This is a genomic window from Rhizobium laguerreae (assembly GCF_002008165.1).
In the GTDB taxonomy this organism is placed as follows: Bacteria; Pseudomonadota; Alphaproteobacteria; order Rhizobiales; family Rhizobiaceae; genus Rhizobium; species Rhizobium laguerreae.
Genome location: NZ_MRDM01000030.1, coordinates 472,946 through 487,877, shown reverse-complemented (window position 1 = coordinate 487,877; position 14,932 = coordinate 472,946). Strand labels below are relative to the sequence as shown.

Genomic DNA, 14,932 nt, shown 5'->3' with positions numbered 1-14,932 from the left:
CCCATGCGCCTTTGGCGCTCCTCACACTAAATCTGTGTCCCGTTTTCCGGTGCTCCGGCATCCACTCGGCAGGCGCGAAATTTTACCCGGCCGAAGCGATCAGTTCGCGCATCATCTCGACTTCCTCGTCGGTAAGATCCGTCAGCGGCGCCCGCACCGGACCGGCATCAAAGCCGCGCAAACGCACGCCTGCCTTGACCGCAGAAACAGCATAACCGGCCTTGCGATCGCGGATGCGGGCAAAGGGATAGTAGAAATCGCGCAGCATCTGCTCACAGGCCGCGTCTTCACCGGCGAGGAATGCCTTGTGGAATCTCAGTGCCGTTTCAGGCACGAAATTGAAGACCGCCGAGGAATAGGTCGGCATGCCGGCTCCGCGATAGGCTTGAGCAAACAGTTCGTGTGTCGGCATGCCGCCAATATAGGAAAGGCGGTCCCCGAGCGCGATCGTGACACGGCGTACCGTATCGATGTCGCCGGTTCCATCCTTGAAGCCGATCAGATTTGGGCATTCGTCGGCAAGCTGAGCAAGCTGCTCGGCCGAAACCCGCGCCTGGCCACGATTATAAACGATGACGCCCATATTGGTGGCCTTGCAAATGGCCCGTACACGCGCGGCAATGCCATCTGCCGGCGCCTCGGTCAGGTAATGCGGCAGCAGAAGAATGCCGTCGCCGCCCGCCGCCTCGATGTCGCGCGCCATGTCGCAGGCAATCCGCGTGCCGTAGCCGCATCCGGCAATAACGGGTGCATCGCCGGACACGGCGCGGGCGGCCTTTACCACCTCGACCACCTCACCCGGCGTCAACGAGAATAGCTCGCCGGTGCCGCCGGCAACGATCAGGCCGGCAACGGGGTAGGATGACAGCCATTCCAGATGCGCTGAAAATGGCCTGGCGGCAAACCGGTCTTCGGCATCAAAAGGCGTGACAGGGAAGGACAGCAGGCCGTTGCGAATGATCTCGCGAAGTTCAGTCGGGGCAATCAATTTGGCACTCCTTCAATTGCGCAGGTCTTGGGGCAACAGGTCCGCGGGGAAATTCTGGTAGGCAACGGGTCGCAGAAATCTGCGGATCGACATGGTCCCGACGCTTGTTGCGCCGAAGTTGGTCGAGGCCGGGTAGGGCCCGCCATGCACCATGGAATCGACAACCTCGACACCAGTAGGGAAGCCATTGACCAGCAATCTGCCCGCCTTTCTTTCGAGGATCGGCAGCAGGTCGCGGGCAAGGCCAAGATCGGCGTCGTCCATATGGATCGTCGCGGTCAACTGTCCCTGGAAGCTTTCGGCAAGGGCGAGCATCTTTTCAGGCGAGCCGACGCGTACGACGAGACCGAGAGGACCGAATACTTCTTCACTGAGCGAATGATCGGCAAGCCAGGCCGAGCCGTTGGTCTCGAACAGGTTCGGCGCTGCGTCCCGGCCGGCACTCTCTGCAGCGAGTACCGGCGCGACGGCATTGCTTGCCCGCAGGCGGTCCACACCGTCGTGATAGGCTGTGGCGATGCCGTTGGTCAGCATCGTCTGCGTCGCCACCTTTTCAAGAGCCGCCTTGGCGGCACTGGTGAACTTGTCCGCCTCCGGCCCGTCGACGACGACGGCGATACCGGGTTTGGTGCAGAACTGGCCGGCACCAAGCGTCAGTGAACCAGCCCAGCCTGAACCGATTGCCTCCGCCCGGGCAGCGGTAGCGGCCGGCAGCAGGAACATCGGATTAACGCTGCCCAATTCCCCGAAAAAGGGGATTGGCTCAGGGCGCTGGGCGCAAAGGTCAAAGAGCGCCCGCCCGCCGGCAAGCGAGCCGGTAAAGCCAACTGCTTTGATGGCCGGATGGGTCACCAGAGCCGTTCCGACATCACGGCGGCCGCCCTGGATCAGACTGAAGACGCCGGCCGGCATTCCGGTGCGTTCGCTAGCAGCGGCGATCGCCTCGGCGATAATTTCTCCGGTGCCGGGATGGGCTGAATGTCCCTTCACCACGACCGGGCAGCCCGCCGCAAGCGCGGCTGCCGTATCGCCGCCGGCGGTCGAGAATGCCAGCGGAAAATTCGAAGCGCCGAAGACGGCGACGGGGCCGATCGGCCGTTGCACCAGGCGGATCTCGGGGCGCGGTGCCGGTTGCCGGTCCGGTTGCGCCGCATCGATGCGCGCGTCGAGATGCGCGCCCTTGCGGATATGCTCGGCAAACAATCTGAGTTGGCCGGTGGTACGAGCACGTTCGCCGTTGAGCCGGCCCTCTGGAAGTCCGGTTTCCTGCGTTCCGATGAGGGTAACGGCCTCGCCACGCTTGTCGATCTCCTCGGCGATTGCCTCGAGGAAAATGGCGCGTTCCTCGCGTGTCGTTGCCGAAAATGCTGCAAAGGCAGCTTCAGCAGCGCGGCAGGCGCGGTCGACCAGTTCCGTTGTGCCGACAGCGAAGTCATGTGCCTGCCCATGCGCCGGCTCGGACCGAAATGTCGTCGTTCCGGCAATCCACTCGCCGGCGATGAAATGCCTGCCTGAAGGGGTCCAGCTCATTGTTATTCTCCTCGGCGGAGCCTTGCTCCGTCTTGATACGTGAAGTGGTGTTCAAGATGCGCCGCCCTAGCGGCCATTCACCTTCCGCCATTCGGCAAAGAGCGTCAGATTGCTTTCGTCGGTGGCCGGGTAAAGGCCAATGATCGTGTGACCTTGCTTGACGCGTTCTGTCACGAAATCCTCGTAAGCGGTCATCTCCACTGCTTCATCGGCGATCTCGTCGGCGATCTCGGCAGGGATGACGATCACGCTGTCGTCGTCGCCAACCATGATGTCGCCCGGGAAGACCGCAACATCGCCACAGCCTATCGGCACATTGATGTCGATTGCCTCGTGCAGCGTCAGGTTCGTCGGACTGGAGGGACGGTGGTGATAGGCGGGGATATCAAGGCCACCGATCGTCATGGCGTCCCGGAAGCCGCCGTCGGTGACGACGCCGGCTCCGCCGCGCATCATCAGGCGGGTAATCAGGATGTCGCCGGCAGACGCTGCGCGCGGATCCTTGCGGCTGTCCATCACCAGAACAGCGCCGTCCGGGCAAGTCTCGATCGCAAGCCGTTGCGGATGTTTCGGGTTCCGAAAGACGTTCATCGCGTTGCGGTCCTCGCGCGCCGGCATGTAGCGCAGCGTGAAGGCCGGTCCGACCATATTGCGACCCTTCGGCTGGACCGGCCGAACATCCTGTATCGTCTGGTTTCTCAGGCCGCGCTTGAACAGGGCCGAGCAGAGCGTCGCGACGGAGACACCCATCAGTTTTTCACGGGTTGCGGGGTTCATATTTCCTCCTCCTCGTTCTCGTTCAGGCGCCGAAGCTGCGGGTTTCCACAGTCCAATCACGCGCCTTGCCTGTCAGGCTGCAGCCGAGTCCAGGACGAGCCGGCACGATCATTCGGCCGTCCTTGATCTCGAGTTGTTCGTTAAACAGTGGCGCCAGCCAATCGAAATGCTCGACCCACGGCTCATGCGCATAGGCGGCCGCCAGGTGCAGATGGATTTCCATGGCGAAATGCGGCGCCAGGCGCATACGTTTCGCCTCTGCGTGCGTGCAGATGCGCAGAAAGGGCGTGATGCCGCCGACACGCGGCGCATCCGGCTGAATGAAGTCGACCGCATCGGCCCGGATCAGCGCCATGTGCTCGTCGGCGCTTGCCAGCATTTCGCCGGTGGCGATCGGCGTGGCAAGTTCCCGCGCCAGTGCGGCATGGCCCTCGGCGTCATAGGCATCGAGCGGCTCTTCGATCCATTCGAGGTTGAGCGGTTCGACCAGCCGGCCGAAGCGCAAGGCCGTCGTGCGGTCCCATTGCTGGTTTGCATCGACCATCAGCGGGACACGGCCATCGATATGGCTGGTCACCGCATCAAGCCGGCGAAGGTCGATCATCGGGTCCGGCTGTCCGACCTTGATCTTGATGCCGCCGATACCGGAGGCGATCGAGTGGTCGATGGCATCGCGGATTTCCTCGACGCTCGATGACAGGAAGCCGCCGGAGGTGTTGTAGCAGGCGACACTGTCGCGATGGGCGCCAAGCAGTTTTGCAAGCGGCAAGCCGGCGCGTTTCGCCTTCAGGTCCCAGAGGCAGATGTCGATGGCGGCGATTGCCTGTGTTGCAATGCCGGAGCGGCCGACCGAGGCTCCGGCCCAGCAGAGCTTGTCCCAGATGCGCGCGGTGTCGTTGGGGTCTTCGCCGATCAGGTTGTCGGCAAGCTCGCAGGCATGTGCATAAAGGGCAGGTCCGCCTGCCCGCTTCGAGTAACTGAAACCGAGACCGCTATGGCCGGCCTCGGAGACGATCTCGCAAAATAGAAAGGCCACCTGGGTCAGCGGCTTCTGTCGGCCCGTCAAAACCTTGGCATCGCTGATCGGCCGCGCCAAAGGCAGGTAAACGAGCGACAGGGTGACCGATCGGATGGCGTCCAGCTTGGACGGACCGGCAGCGAAGCCAGCCTTGGGAGGCTGTGCGGGAATCGTACGTCGATCGGGATCAAACATCGTGGTGCCTCAGTTGATAGCCGGTTCCGGCGTCTTGCCACCGAATTGCGTGGTCAGGAAATCAAAGTCGCAGCCTTTGTCGGCCTGCTCGATATGGCCGGAGAACATAAAGCCGTAGCCGCGCTCATAATGCCGCGTCGGCGCCACCCACCCGGCCCGCCGCGCTGTGATCTCTTCTTCGGAAACCAGCATATTGAGGCTGCGTGCCGGAATATCAAGCTCGACCATGTCCCCCGTTCTCAGCAGGGCCAAAGGCCCGCCAACATAAGATTCCGGTGCGACATGCAGCACGCAGGCACCGAAACTGGTTCCGGACATGCGGGCGTCCGAGATCCGCACCATGTCGCGCAGGCCGAGCTTCAACAGCGCCTTCGGCATCGGGATCATGCCCCATTCCGGCATGCCCGGTCCGCCCTGGGGGCCGGCATTGCGGAGCACGAGAACGGTGTCCGGCGTCAGCGGATAGTCTGGATCGTCGATGATCTTCTTCATCTCCGCATAGCTGTCTGCGACCAGCGCCGGGCCGCAATGGCGATGGAATTTCGGGTCGCAGGCCGCCGGTTTGATGACCGCGCCGTCGGGACACAGGTTCCCCTTGAGCACGGCCAGCGAGCCTTCGTGATAGACCGGGTTCGACAATGGCCGGATAACGTCGTCATTGTAGATCTTCACCTGGTCCAGACCATCCACCAAGGGTTTTCCCGTCACGGTGATCGCGGTGGGATCAAGCTTGTCGCCGAGCTGCTTCATCAGAGCGCGCAGGCCACCCGCATAAAAGAAATCCTCCATCAGGTAGGTCGAACCGGAAGGCCGGATGTTGGCGAGAACCGGCGTCGTGCGACCGATACGATCGAGATCATCAAGCTCCAGCGGGACGCCAGCGCGCCGCGCCATGGCAATCAGGTGAATGATGGCATTGGTGGAGCAGCCGGTCGCCATGGCGACGGTGACCGCATTGTCGACGGCCGCGGGCGTGATGATCTGGTCCGGCGTCAGATCCTCCCACACCATATCGACGATGCGGCGGCCGCAGGCCGCCGACATGCGCTGGTGGTTGGCATCGGCTGCTGGGATCGAGGATGCGCCCGGCAGCGTCAACCCCATAGCCTCGGCGATCGCCGTCATCGTCGATGCCGTGCCCATGGTCATGCAATGGCCGTAACTGCGGGCGATTCCGCCTTCGATGCCCTGCCACTCCTCCTGGGTGATCATGCCGGCGCGGCGCTCGTCCCAATATTTGAAGCCGTCGGTACCGGAGCCCAGCGTCTTGCCGGCATAGTTACCGCGAAGCATCGGGCCGGCCGGCAGATAAATGAAGGGAATGCCCATGCTGACTGCGCCCATGACAAGGCCTGGTGTCGTCTTGTCGCAGCCACCCATCAGAACGGCGCCATCGACAGGATGGCTCCGCAACAGTTCCTCGGTCTCCATCGCCAGCATATTGCGATAGAGCATCGTCGTCGGCTTGACGAAGTTTTCGGAAAGGGAAAGAGCGGGCAGTTCCATGGGGAACCCACCCGACTGAAGAATTCCCCGCTTCACCCATTCGGCCCGTTCACGGAAATGCATGTGGCACGGCTGCGCATCGGACCAGGTGTTGATCACGGCAATGATCGGCTTTCCCTGCCAATCCTCCGGTGCGTAACCCATCTGCATGGTCCGCGACCGGTGGCCGAACGAGCGCTGATCATCCGGCAGCATCCATCGGGCGGACCGCAATTGCTCGTAGGTTTTCCTCGCGGTCACGGCCTTCTCCCACCTTTTCGCTTGCTTATTTCAGCGTTTGCACCAACTGATATTTTAGTTTGACATATATATCAATGGAAAGTTTGCGTTCTTGTGCATTAGGTCGTGCAAAGCTATGAATGGAGCCGAAAAGGACGCCTCACATGAATTCCCAGTTCGCCTCTACATTCGGCCTGACCGCGCCCGGCTTCCCGGTCGTCGCTGGCAGTACCGTCCAGCGAGTCTATGATGATCTGCGCAAGCGCATCATCACCATTCAGTTGCCGCCGGACACCACGCTGTCGCGCACCGAGCTCACCGAGACTTATCAAGTCAGCCAGACTCCCATCCGTGACGCATTGCAGCTTCTCAAACAGGAGGGTCTGGTTCGCATTTATCCGCAGTCCCGCACTGTGGTGACCAGGATCGACGTCCTGCAGATTTACGAGGCGCATTTCCTCCGCGTTGCACTGGAAACCGAAGTTTGCCGCCGCCTCGCAACCGATCCGGACCCGGATCCGAGCGTCATTACCCGCGCCCGGTCGATCATCAAGATGCAGGCGGCAGTCGCCGACGACGCCGATCAGATCGCGATCTTCCAGGAGCTCGACGAGCTCTTTCACCAGACATTGTTCGCAGGCGCCAAGCGCAGCAGCCTCCACCAGTTGATACGCGAGCGCTCCGGCCATCTCGAGCGTATTCGTCGCCTGCATCTGCCCGAAAAGGGCAAGATCGTCAGCATTCTCGATGGGCATCACGCCATCATCGATGCGATTGCCGCGCGCAACGAACAGGGTGCCGTCGACGCGATCCGTGAGCATCTCAGCCGCACCGTCGCAAAAGTGGAAGACCTGCGGAAGGAGTTCCCGGACTACTTCGTCTGATCCGCCCCGCCGCGGGTTTTGCCGGAGTCAATTGACGGGCGTCAGCAGCGGCCTGCCTGCGAAGAAGGCTGCAAGGTTGTCGACCGTCAATTGCGCCATCCTGTCGCGCGTTTCCTCGGTACCGCTGGCATGGTGGGGATAGAGCACAACGTTGTCGAGCGCTGCGAAGCGCGGATCGGGATTGGGTTCGTTGAGGTAGACATCGATGCCGGCCGAGGCGATCCGCCTTTCCTGCAAGGCCTTGATCAAGGCCGGCTCATCGACCACGGTGCCGCGGGCAATGTTGATGAAGCTGCCGGTCGGTCCGAGCGCATTCAGCACGTCCGCCGAAATCAATCCTTCGGTGGCGGGGCCGCCAGGCGTCGCGACGATCAGGATATCGGCCCAGTCCGCCAGTTTTACCGGCGTGTCGAAATAGGCAAAATCGTTGCCTTCTTTCTTCGTCCTGCCGTAATAGCCGACCGTCAGTCCGACAGCTTCGCATCGCTTGGCAATCGCCATCCCTATGCGGCCGAGGCCGACGATCCCGGCCTTCTTGCCCGACGTCGATGTCGTCAGCGGCATCATCCCTTTCTGACCCCAGTCGCCGGAGCGCACATAGCGATCGCCTTCCGGCAGGCGCCGGCGTGCCGCAAGCATCAGAAGCAGTGCCATGTCGGCAACGTCGTCGCACAGCACCTCGGATGTATTGGTGAGCTTGATGCCGCGCCGTGTCATCGCCTCGACGTCCATCTGGTCGTAGCCAGCCGAGGAACAGGCGGCAAGCTTTAATGCCGGCAATTTCGAAAGCAGGGCTTCGTCGATCGTCACATGGCCGTTGCAGACCAGCGCGGAAGAGCTCGGGCCGGCTTGCTGCAAGAGAGCATCCCGCTCTTCGCCTTTGACCAGATCGAGCCGGTGCAGCGTGTAGGTCTCCTCCAGCATCGCCATCTGATGGGGCCGGAGCGGATAGGCGACGATAACATCGGGCTTCATGCGGAAACGAGTCCTTCCTGTCGTTGGCGGGCGGCGCGTCGGGTGGCCTGGATCTCAGGATCGGGATCGAGGCTCGCGGCAAGAAGCGCCTGCGTGTAGGGGTGGAAGGGCGCGTTGAAGATCTGCTCCACCGGACCCTCCTCGACAATCTCGCCGGCCTTCATGACGATAACGCGATCGGCGAAATCGCGAACCACCGGCAGGTCGTGTGCGATGAAGAGGTAGGACAGGCCGAATTCGCGACGCAGGCCCTCAAGCAAAGCGATCACCTGCGCCTGGATCGACACGTCGAGTGCCGAAACCGCCTCGTCGCAGATGATCAGTTTCGGCTCCATCGCCAGCGCCCGGGCAATCGCGATGCGCTGGCGCTGGCCGCCGGAAAACTGATGTGGATACCGGTCGGCCATATCCGGTTTCAGGCCAACCTTGACCAGCAACTCGGCCACTCTCTCCTTCCATCTCGCTTTCGGCAGGATATCCGGGTGAATGACCCAGGCCTCCGAAATCAACCGGAACACACTCATCCGCGGGTTCAGTGACTGGGTCGGGTCCTGAAAGACCATCTGCAAATCGCGACGCAGCCCGAATATTTCCCTCGGGGTCATCGCAAGCAGATCGTTGCCGCGGTAGAGAACCTGGCCCTCCTGCGGATCATCGAGGCGAACGATTGCCCGGGCAAGGGTTGACTTGCCGGAACCGCTCTCACCGACAACGGCAACCGTCTCGCCGGGCATAATGACGAAATCCACGCCCTTCAGCGCCTGGAATGCGCCAAAACTCTTTTTCAAGCCGATGGCGCGCAGCAGCGGTTCGCCCTGCCGGTCGCGCTCTTGCGCCATCGCACCCTTCCCCGGTGCGGCGGCTATCAGCTTCTTCGTGTAGGCGTTCTGCGGGTTGCGATAGACTTCGGCCGCATTGCCGGTTTCGACCACGCAGCCGGAATTCATCACCACGACCCGGTCGGCGATCTCGGCAACGACGCCCAGATCGTGAGTGATCAGCAACAGGCCCATGCCGGTTTCCTGCTGCAACTCCTGCAGAAGTTCGAGCACCTGCGCCTGTACCGTCACATCGAGCGCGGTGGTGGGTTCATCCGCGATCAGGATATCGGGCTTGCAGGCGATCGCCATGGCGATCATCAGGCGCTGCCGCTGGCCGCCGGAGAACTGGAATGGATACTTTCGCATCGCCGCCTGAGGATCGGTTATGCCGACGCGTCCGATCAATTCGAGCGCCCTCGCGCCGGCGCGCTCCGCCGACTGGCCATGTGTCGTCATCATCTCGGTGATTTGCCAGCCGACCGGATAGACCGGATTGAGGTGGGCGAGCGGGTCCTGAAAGATCATGGCGATCTTGGCGCCGTTGATCGAGCGCCGCTCCTCGGGCGTCATTTTCAGCATGTCGCGCCCGTTGAGGAGAATGGCGCCGCTGGTGATCTTACCGGGCGGCATGTCGATCAGATTCATGACCGCCGAGGCCGACACGGATTTGCCTGAACCGCTTTCCCCAAGGATCGCCAGCGTCTCGCCGCGATCGAGATGCCAGCTGACATCATGCACCGCCTTGACGGTCCCGCTGGCGGTGTGAAACTCGACCGAGAGGTCACGCACTTCCAAAAGATGTTCAGCCATTTTTCCTGCCCCTCATTTCAAGGCGCCAGCGTTGCGTCGGATCGAGCGCGATGCGCAGCCAATTCGACAGAAGGTTCAGCGACAGCGTCGTCAGGATGATTGCAAGGCCCGGCCAGAAGGAAAGCCACCACGCATTGGTGAGATAGGGTCGTCCTTGAGCAACCATGAGACCCCAGGTGATCTCCGGCGCCTGAATGCCGATGCCCAGGAATGACAGGGAGGATTCCGCCAGCATGACGAAGGCGAAATCCAGCGTCGCAATGGTCACCAGTGTTGGGAAGATCACTGGCAGGATGTGATGGAAGACAATGCGCCAATACGATGCTCCCATGACCTTCGCCGCCTGCACGAACATCCGCTCGCGCACTTCCAGCACTTCGGCGCGCGTGGTGCGCAGATAGATGGGAATGCGGGTGATCGCCAGGACGAGGACGATGTTGGTGACCGAGGGCTCGAGCATGTAGAGCACGATCACCGCCAGAAGCAGCGACGGAAAGGACATGATGACGTCGCCGAGGCGCATGATCCATTGAGCAGCAGAAGAGCGGCTATAACCTGCCACCAGACCGAGCGCCGTACCGACGACGGATGATGCCAGCACGGCTGCTGCGGCCACCAGGATGGTATTTTGCGCCGCCACGATGACGCGGGCAAGAAGCGGCCTGCCCAGCGCATCGGCGCCGAGGACATAAAGCATTCCGCGGGTGATATCGAACGGCGGCGCGTTGCGGCCCCGCAGGTTCTGCTTGGTGGCGATGGCCTCCAGCAGGAGCGGGCCAAACAGCGCACAGAGCAGAACGATCAAGAGGAACAGAGCCGCGAAAAAAGCGAGCTTGTCCGCCCACAGCATCGTCAGCCAGCGCCCGATCGGGCCGCTTGGTTTTTTCTCGGCGAGGATTTGTGTGTCGGCCATCGTCATCGCTCAATACCGGATGCGTGGATCGAGCAGCGCATAGGCGATGTCGATCAACAGGTTCATGATGAAGATCGCCAGTGCCGAGACCATGATGACGGCCAGCACGACGGCGAAATCGCGAAGCAAAATGGAATCGATCATCAGCTTGCCGATGCCCGGAAAGCCAAACACAGTCTCGACGACGACGGCACCGTTCAAGATGGCGGCCGCCTGGTCGCCGATGACGGTGATCACCGGCAGCATGGCGTTGCGCAGTCCGTGAATGAAGATGATTGATTTCGATCGGACCCCCTTGGCGCGGGCCGTCTTCACATAGGCGGAAGACAGAACACTGATCATCGAGCCGCGGACCACCTGCAGGATCAGGCCGAAAGGCCGGATGAACAGCACGCTGACCGGCAGGACCCAGTGCCAGAACGTTCCTGTTCCCGATGTCGGCAGGACATGCAGTTTGACGGCGAAAATGACGATCGCCACGATGGCCAGCCAGAAGTCCGGCGCCGCAGCGCCGATCAGCGAGAAGAAAGTGGCGAGACGGTCGAAGACGCCGCCGACACGAAACGCCGCGAGCGAACCGATGACGATCGCGGCGACCGTGACCAGCGCCATGGTGATGACAGCCAGCCAGAAGGTCCAGACGAAAGCCTCCAGCACGACATCCATGGCCGGACGGGCCTGTCGCAGTGACTGACCGAAATTGCCTTGGGCAAGATCCGAGACATAACGACCGAACTGGATGATCAACGGATCGTTGAAACCGTTCATCTCACGGAATTGCTGGCGCATTTCGGTGGTCGCATCGATCGGCAGATAGAGGTCGGTCGGATCGCCCGTCAGCCGGGACAGGAAGAACACGATGACGATAAGCACCACGAGCGATACGCCACTGGCGATCGCGCGTTTGCCGATGAAACTCTTCATGCACTCCTCCCGAGTGAACCCCATGGGGGTCGTGATGTCCGGTTTCGTCTTCGTCTGTGCTGCCTGTGATACCCCTCCGGCAACAGGCAGCTCGACGACCAGTCGCTAGAACTGAAATATTAGTGCATCTAAAATTTTTGTGAACCCCAAAAATGATCAGGGCTTGTCAACCGGCGGCTTGCGTCGCCATGTCATGCCGCGCGTTCCGATAATGGCCGCGCCGATGATCACCGCCGCGCCGATCCACGTCTGTGCGGCCGGAACTTCCGAGAAAAATGAGAAGGCCATAAGGGCCACGACGGGCAGTCGGAGAAAGTCGAGCGGTGCCAGAACGCTTGCGGCCGCCATACCGAAGGCGCGCGTGATCAGTGTCATGTTGAGCGCGCCGAGTGCCCCTTGCAGGGCAAGCAGTCCGAGTTGGCTCCAGGTCGGCATTGACCAGACCGGCAGCATGATGATCAGGCCAAGCGGCACCGTCGCTATCAGATTCCATGCAACCAGCCGGTCGGCACTATCCCTCAACGCCATCCGCCGCAGCATCAATTGGCTGGCCGCCGTCAAGACCGCTCCTGCCAGCGCAAAAAGCAGCCATTGGTCGAAACCGGACGCTCCAGGGCGAATGATGATCATGACGCCGATAAAACCTGCGACAATGCCGGCCACGCTGGAGATGCCGACATGCTCCTTGAGCACCAGCCACGCGCCGAGAACGAGAAACATGGGCATGGTGAAATTGATCGCCGTGGCATCGGCGAGTGGCGCGTGCGCAAAGGCGACGAACAAAGCAACCAGTGAGGCAAGCTTCAGACCTGCACGCACGACATGCAGAACACGATAGGGAGAGGATTTCAGGTCGACCCGTGACACGATCCAGGGCGTGACGACAAGAAGCCCGAAAAACGACCGGAAAAAGCCGATCATCAAGGGATGCACGTCGCCGGCCAGCAAACGCACAATGACCGCGTCGAAACTATTTAAAAAAGCGGCAGCCACCATCAAGCAGACGGCAAGGCCTGTGCGACCAGGCTGCATTACGCTGCTCCTGACCGAACAAAGGTGAACCCTGCTATATCGGCCACTCGACACGGTAGCGCATTGAACCGGCAATCCATTGGAAATAAAGCCTTCCCTGGCGTGTCTGCAATTCTCCCGCTGCCGCGGTTTGCCGCAGCGGAGACCACTCGTTCTCGCCAGGGGCCGGCGGCATCCGCTATTCCCCGGTACGGATCAACGGCTTTATCTCAATCCTTCAGCCTCCGTCACACTGACAGAGCGCATTGCTGACGGGAGCGCCTCGCTCACTGTTAGTGGATCATTCCGTTCGTCTTCGCCCGGTTCGAGAACTGGTGGACGAGCATGATGCCCTGCTCAAGGAGCAACTCGGCCGCCTGCAGATCGCGGGGCGTCATGTCCCCGGATAGACCGCGAATCGTATTGGCGACGCAGATGGAGTTGGCGACGAAGCGGGTGTCGCCTTCACCTTCCGCCTCCTCGGCCGTTGCTTCTAAGGCATCGGCGACGGTGTCGAGCAGGCTCGAGCGTTCGACAAGCGTCATGTCGTTCAGGGTTTTGGAAATGCCGTTCATGATTGTCTCCTCGCGCGTGCTCAAGGCGAATCGCAGCTCGATTTCTCGATTTCAGTCATATGGCGGTGACTGTCAGATAGGATGGCTGTCTTCAGAAGCAACTCATGGCTGCCGCGCACGTCATGCATGGGTGCAGCGAAATGGCGCGGCTCAATCAATAATTCGAGCCTATCATTTCAGATGTGTCAGGAGGTCGGCAAGCATCGATCGCTGCCCTTTCAACAGCTTTATGGCTGCGTCGGGAGGGGAAAACCACCCCGCCCGATCGACTTCAGGAAAGCTCTTTACCTGGCCCGACCGTGGTGGCCATTCCATTTCGAATTGGCAACTTTGTATCGCATTCACGTCGAGTATCGGATCGGCTTCGATCGCCCACGCGACGACTATCTTTCCGCCGGGTTGTCGGTATTCGCCCAACGGTGTGAACCTGCCATCGACTGCTACACTCAGCTCTTCGGCCGTCTCCCTTATTGCCGCCGCAAGCTCATCTTCTCCAGGTTCGACCAGCCCCTTCGGGATCGACCACGCAGCCTCGTCTTTCCCAGCCCAAAAAGGGCCGCCCGGATGGACGAGAAGCACTTCGATGTCGCTGGAAACACGCCGGTATAGCAGAAGTCCGGCGCTGCGGATTGCCATCGCCTTGTGCCCTTCTTGTGTCGATCAGGAGGCCAAGCATTCCTCACAGATGCCGCAGCCGTCATCGTCCATCCACTGACGCCGGCGCTTACAGCAAAGGCAAGCACGACTATCGGGTTGTTCCTTTGTGTCTTCCGGTGGAATGATCTCGATCGTCATGTCGATTAGAGTGTCGGCCACAAGCTCCGCCATCTCGTTGCTCCATCAGTCTATTCTAAATAAGATAGGAGCGGCGATCGATACCGGCAAGGCTCTCGACGCCGGTCGGAAGGCCAAATGGCATGCCGAACCACATTCGGCGATCTCAGCATCGAACGCTGGGCCTTCTTGCGACAAGTGATATAGTTAAATTTCGGTCGTCTACCTGGACGATACGACAAAGGAACTATTCCATGGAAGACCAGAAACGCCCGCTGCAACCAGGAGAAACCGCCCCCGCCTTCGCGCTCGCCACGGCCAACTTCGACGGAACCGTCTCTTTCGCCGATTTGAGCGGTCGCCCGTTCGTGATCGGGTTCTTTCGCGGGTTGCACTGCCCGTTCTGCCGGCGCCAGGTCGAACAGCTTGCTGGCATACAGCCCACCCTGCGCGCCGCCGGAGTGGAGACCGTGGCCGTTATCAACACACCGGTAGAACGCGCTCGCCTGTATTTCCGCCACCGTCCGACGCCAGTAACGCTGCTATGCGATCCCGACTGCCACACACATCGGGCCTATGGTGTGCCCCATGCTGAGTTCCTGCCCGATGGGAGCAGCAAGCAGCCCGAATGGCCTTATAGCGCGACGATGGCGCAGTTCCAGGCGGCGCGCATCAACCCCACGGGCGAGTTGCCGGAATTGCTACAACCCATGGAAGCCAATACTATACTCAACGCCAAGGACCACTTCGAGCTTGATGAAGCCGATATGGCGATCTTGGCGAACCACGCTACCCAGCTCGTCGGGCACTTCCTGGTCAATGCGAACGGCACCATCGCCTGGTCGCAAATCGAGGCGCTGGACGGGCCGGACGGTCTTGGCATCTTCCCGACTGCGGCGGAGATCATCGCCGCCGCCGGCAGCCTTGAACGCTGACTTTCAACGAACCATTGGCCAGCGTTGGCCAACTCTCCGACCTGTCATCAGTTGACCTCCGCGTTCCGCCAGCCCGA

General features: G+C 61.2%; 14 protein-coding genes. 2 read left to right on the top strand and 12 right to left on the bottom strand.

All coding sequences use genetic code 11. The features are described 5' to 3' along the window. Positions 1 to 82: 82 nt before the first annotated feature. The 5 genes from BS630_RS32225 to araD form a co-directional block, all read right to left on the bottom strand. On the bottom strand, positions 83 to 988 hold the full coding sequence (locus BS630_RS32225) for a 5-dehydro-4-deoxyglucarate dehydratase (protein WP_077980682.1): 906 nt from the start codon (positions 986 to 988) through the stop codon (positions 83 to 85). 12 nt (positions 989 to 1,000) lie between these two features. Beyond that, positions 1,001 to 2,518 carry an aldehyde dehydrogenase (NADP(+)) gene (locus BS630_RS32220; RefSeq protein ID WP_077980681.1) on the bottom strand — a complete coding sequence of 506 codons (1,518 nt, stop codon included), beginning with the start codon at positions 2,516 to 2,518 and terminating at the stop codon, positions 1,001 to 1,003. A 66-nt stretch (positions 2,519 to 2,584) separates the two neighbouring features. Beyond that, positions 2,585 to 3,295, bottom strand: a complete 711-nt coding sequence (locus tag BS630_RS32215; protein WP_017956481.1) for a ribonuclease activity regulator RraA — start codon at positions 3,293 to 3,295, stop codon at positions 2,585 to 2,587. A gap of 22 nt (positions 3,296 to 3,317) precedes the next feature. After that, positions 3,318 to 4,508, bottom strand: a complete 1,191-nt coding sequence (locus BS630_RS32210; RefSeq protein ID WP_077980680.1) for an L-talarate/galactarate dehydratase — start codon at positions 4,506 to 4,508, stop codon at positions 3,318 to 3,320. A gap of 9 nt (positions 4,509 to 4,517) precedes the next feature. Then, on the bottom strand, positions 4,518 to 6,254 hold the full coding sequence (gene araD / locus BS630_RS32205; protein WP_077980679.1) for an L-arabinonate dehydratase: 1,737 nt from the start codon (positions 6,252 to 6,254) through the stop codon (positions 4,518 to 4,520). A gap of 143 nt (positions 6,255 to 6,397) precedes the next feature. Between araD and BS630_RS32200 the strand changes: the two genes are divergently transcribed. Next, positions 6,398 to 7,117, top strand: a complete 720-nt coding sequence (locus BS630_RS32200) for a GntR family transcriptional regulator (protein ID WP_077980678.1) — start codon at positions 6,398 to 6,400, stop codon at positions 7,115 to 7,117. 27 nt (positions 7,118 to 7,144) lie between these two features. Here BS630_RS32200 and BS630_RS32195 read toward each other — a convergent pair whose 3' ends face one another. The 7 genes from BS630_RS32195 to BS630_RS32165 form a co-directional block, all read right to left on the bottom strand. Continuing rightward, positions 7,145 to 8,092: a 2-hydroxyacid dehydrogenase gene (locus tag BS630_RS32195; protein ID WP_077980677.1), complete on the bottom strand. Its 948-nt coding sequence runs from the start codon at positions 8,090 to 8,092 to the stop codon at positions 7,145 to 7,147. Next, on the bottom strand, positions 8,089 to 9,723 hold the full coding sequence (locus tag BS630_RS32190) for an ABC transporter ATP-binding protein (RefSeq protein WP_077980676.1): 1,635 nt from the start codon (positions 9,721 to 9,723) through the stop codon (positions 8,089 to 8,091). The genes BS630_RS32195 and BS630_RS32190 overlap by 4 nt, the downstream gene beginning before the upstream one ends. Next, a complete protein-coding gene (locus BS630_RS32185; RefSeq protein ID WP_017996180.1) occupies positions 9,716 to 10,642 on the bottom strand; it encodes an ABC transporter permease in 927 nt (308 codons plus the stop codon). Before BS630_RS32185 ends, BS630_RS32190 begins: the two co-directional genes overlap by 8 nt. A gap of 3 nt (positions 10,643 to 10,645) precedes the next feature. Further along, positions 10,646 to 11,560, bottom strand: a complete 915-nt coding sequence (locus BS630_RS32180) for an ABC transporter permease (RefSeq protein WP_077980675.1) — start codon at positions 11,558 to 11,560, stop codon at positions 10,646 to 10,648. 156 nt (positions 11,561 to 11,716) lie between these two features. Next, a complete protein-coding gene (locus tag BS630_RS32175; protein ID WP_077980674.1) occupies positions 11,717 to 12,592 on the bottom strand; it encodes a DMT family transporter in 876 nt (291 codons plus the stop codon). 272 nt (positions 12,593 to 12,864) lie between these two features. Beyond that, on the bottom strand, positions 12,865 to 13,146 hold the full coding sequence (locus tag BS630_RS32170) for a hypothetical protein (RefSeq protein WP_025397396.1): 282 nt from the start codon (positions 13,144 to 13,146) through the stop codon (positions 12,865 to 12,867). Between the two features lie 171 nt (positions 13,147 to 13,317). Further along, positions 13,318 to 13,782: an NUDIX hydrolase gene (locus tag BS630_RS32165; RefSeq protein ID WP_025397397.1), complete on the bottom strand. Its 465-nt coding sequence runs from the start codon at positions 13,780 to 13,782 to the stop codon at positions 13,318 to 13,320. Positions 13,783 to 14,174: 392 nt separating this feature from the next. On the opposite strand from BS630_RS32165, the gene BS630_RS32160 reads away from it, so the two are divergent. Beyond that, positions 14,175 to 14,855: a redoxin domain-containing protein gene (locus BS630_RS32160; protein ID WP_077980673.1), complete on the top strand. Its 681-nt coding sequence runs from the start codon at positions 14,175 to 14,177 to the stop codon at positions 14,853 to 14,855. Positions 14,856 to 14,932 lie beyond the last annotated feature (77 nt).

What these genes read in the sequence shown, in the direction of transcription:
- BS630_RS32220 (WP_077980681.1), bottom strand. Translation starts at nt 2,518, where the DNA reads ATGAGCTGGACCCCTTCAGGCAGGCATTTCATCGCCGGCGAGTGGATT.
- BS630_RS32215 (WP_017956481.1), bottom strand. Translation starts at nt 3,295, where the DNA reads ATGAACCCCGCAACCCGTGAAAAACTGATGGGTGTCTCCGTCGCGACG.
- BS630_RS32210 (WP_077980680.1), bottom strand. Translation starts at nt 4,508, where the DNA reads ATGTTTGATCCCGATCGACGTACGATTCCCGCACAGCCTCCCAAGGCT.
- BS630_RS32200 (WP_077980678.1), top strand. Translation starts at nt 6,398, where the DNA reads ATGAATTCCCAGTTCGCCTCTACATTCGGCCTGACCGCGCCCGGCTTC.
- BS630_RS32195 (WP_077980677.1), bottom strand. Translation starts at nt 8,092, where the DNA reads ATGAAGCCCGATGTTATCGTCGCCTATCCGCTCCGGCCCCATCAGATG.
- BS630_RS32190 (WP_077980676.1), bottom strand. Translation starts at nt 9,723, where the DNA reads ATGGCTGAACATCTTTTGGAAGTGCGTGACCTCTCGGTCGAGTTTCAC.
- BS630_RS32185 (WP_017996180.1), bottom strand. Translation starts at nt 10,642, where the DNA reads ATGACGATGGCCGACACACAAATCCTCGCCGAGAAAAAACCAAGCGGC.
- BS630_RS32180 (WP_077980675.1), bottom strand. Translation starts at nt 11,560, where the DNA reads ATGAAGAGTTTCATCGGCAAACGCGCGATCGCCAGTGGCGTATCGCTC.
- BS630_RS32175 (WP_077980674.1), bottom strand. Translation starts at nt 12,592, where the DNA reads ATGCAGCCTGGTCGCACAGGCCTTGCCGTCTGCTTGATGGTGGCTGCC.
- BS630_RS32170 (WP_025397396.1), bottom strand. Translation starts at nt 13,146, where the DNA reads ATGAACGGCATTTCCAAAACCCTGAACGACATGACGCTTGTCGAACGC.
- BS630_RS32165 (WP_025397397.1), bottom strand. Translation starts at nt 13,782, where the DNA reads ATGGCAATCCGCAGCGCCGGACTTCTGCTATACCGGCGTGTTTCCAGC.
- BS630_RS32160 (WP_077980673.1), top strand. Translation starts at nt 14,175, where the DNA reads ATGGAAGACCAGAAACGCCCGCTGCAACCAGGAGAAACCGCCCCCGCC.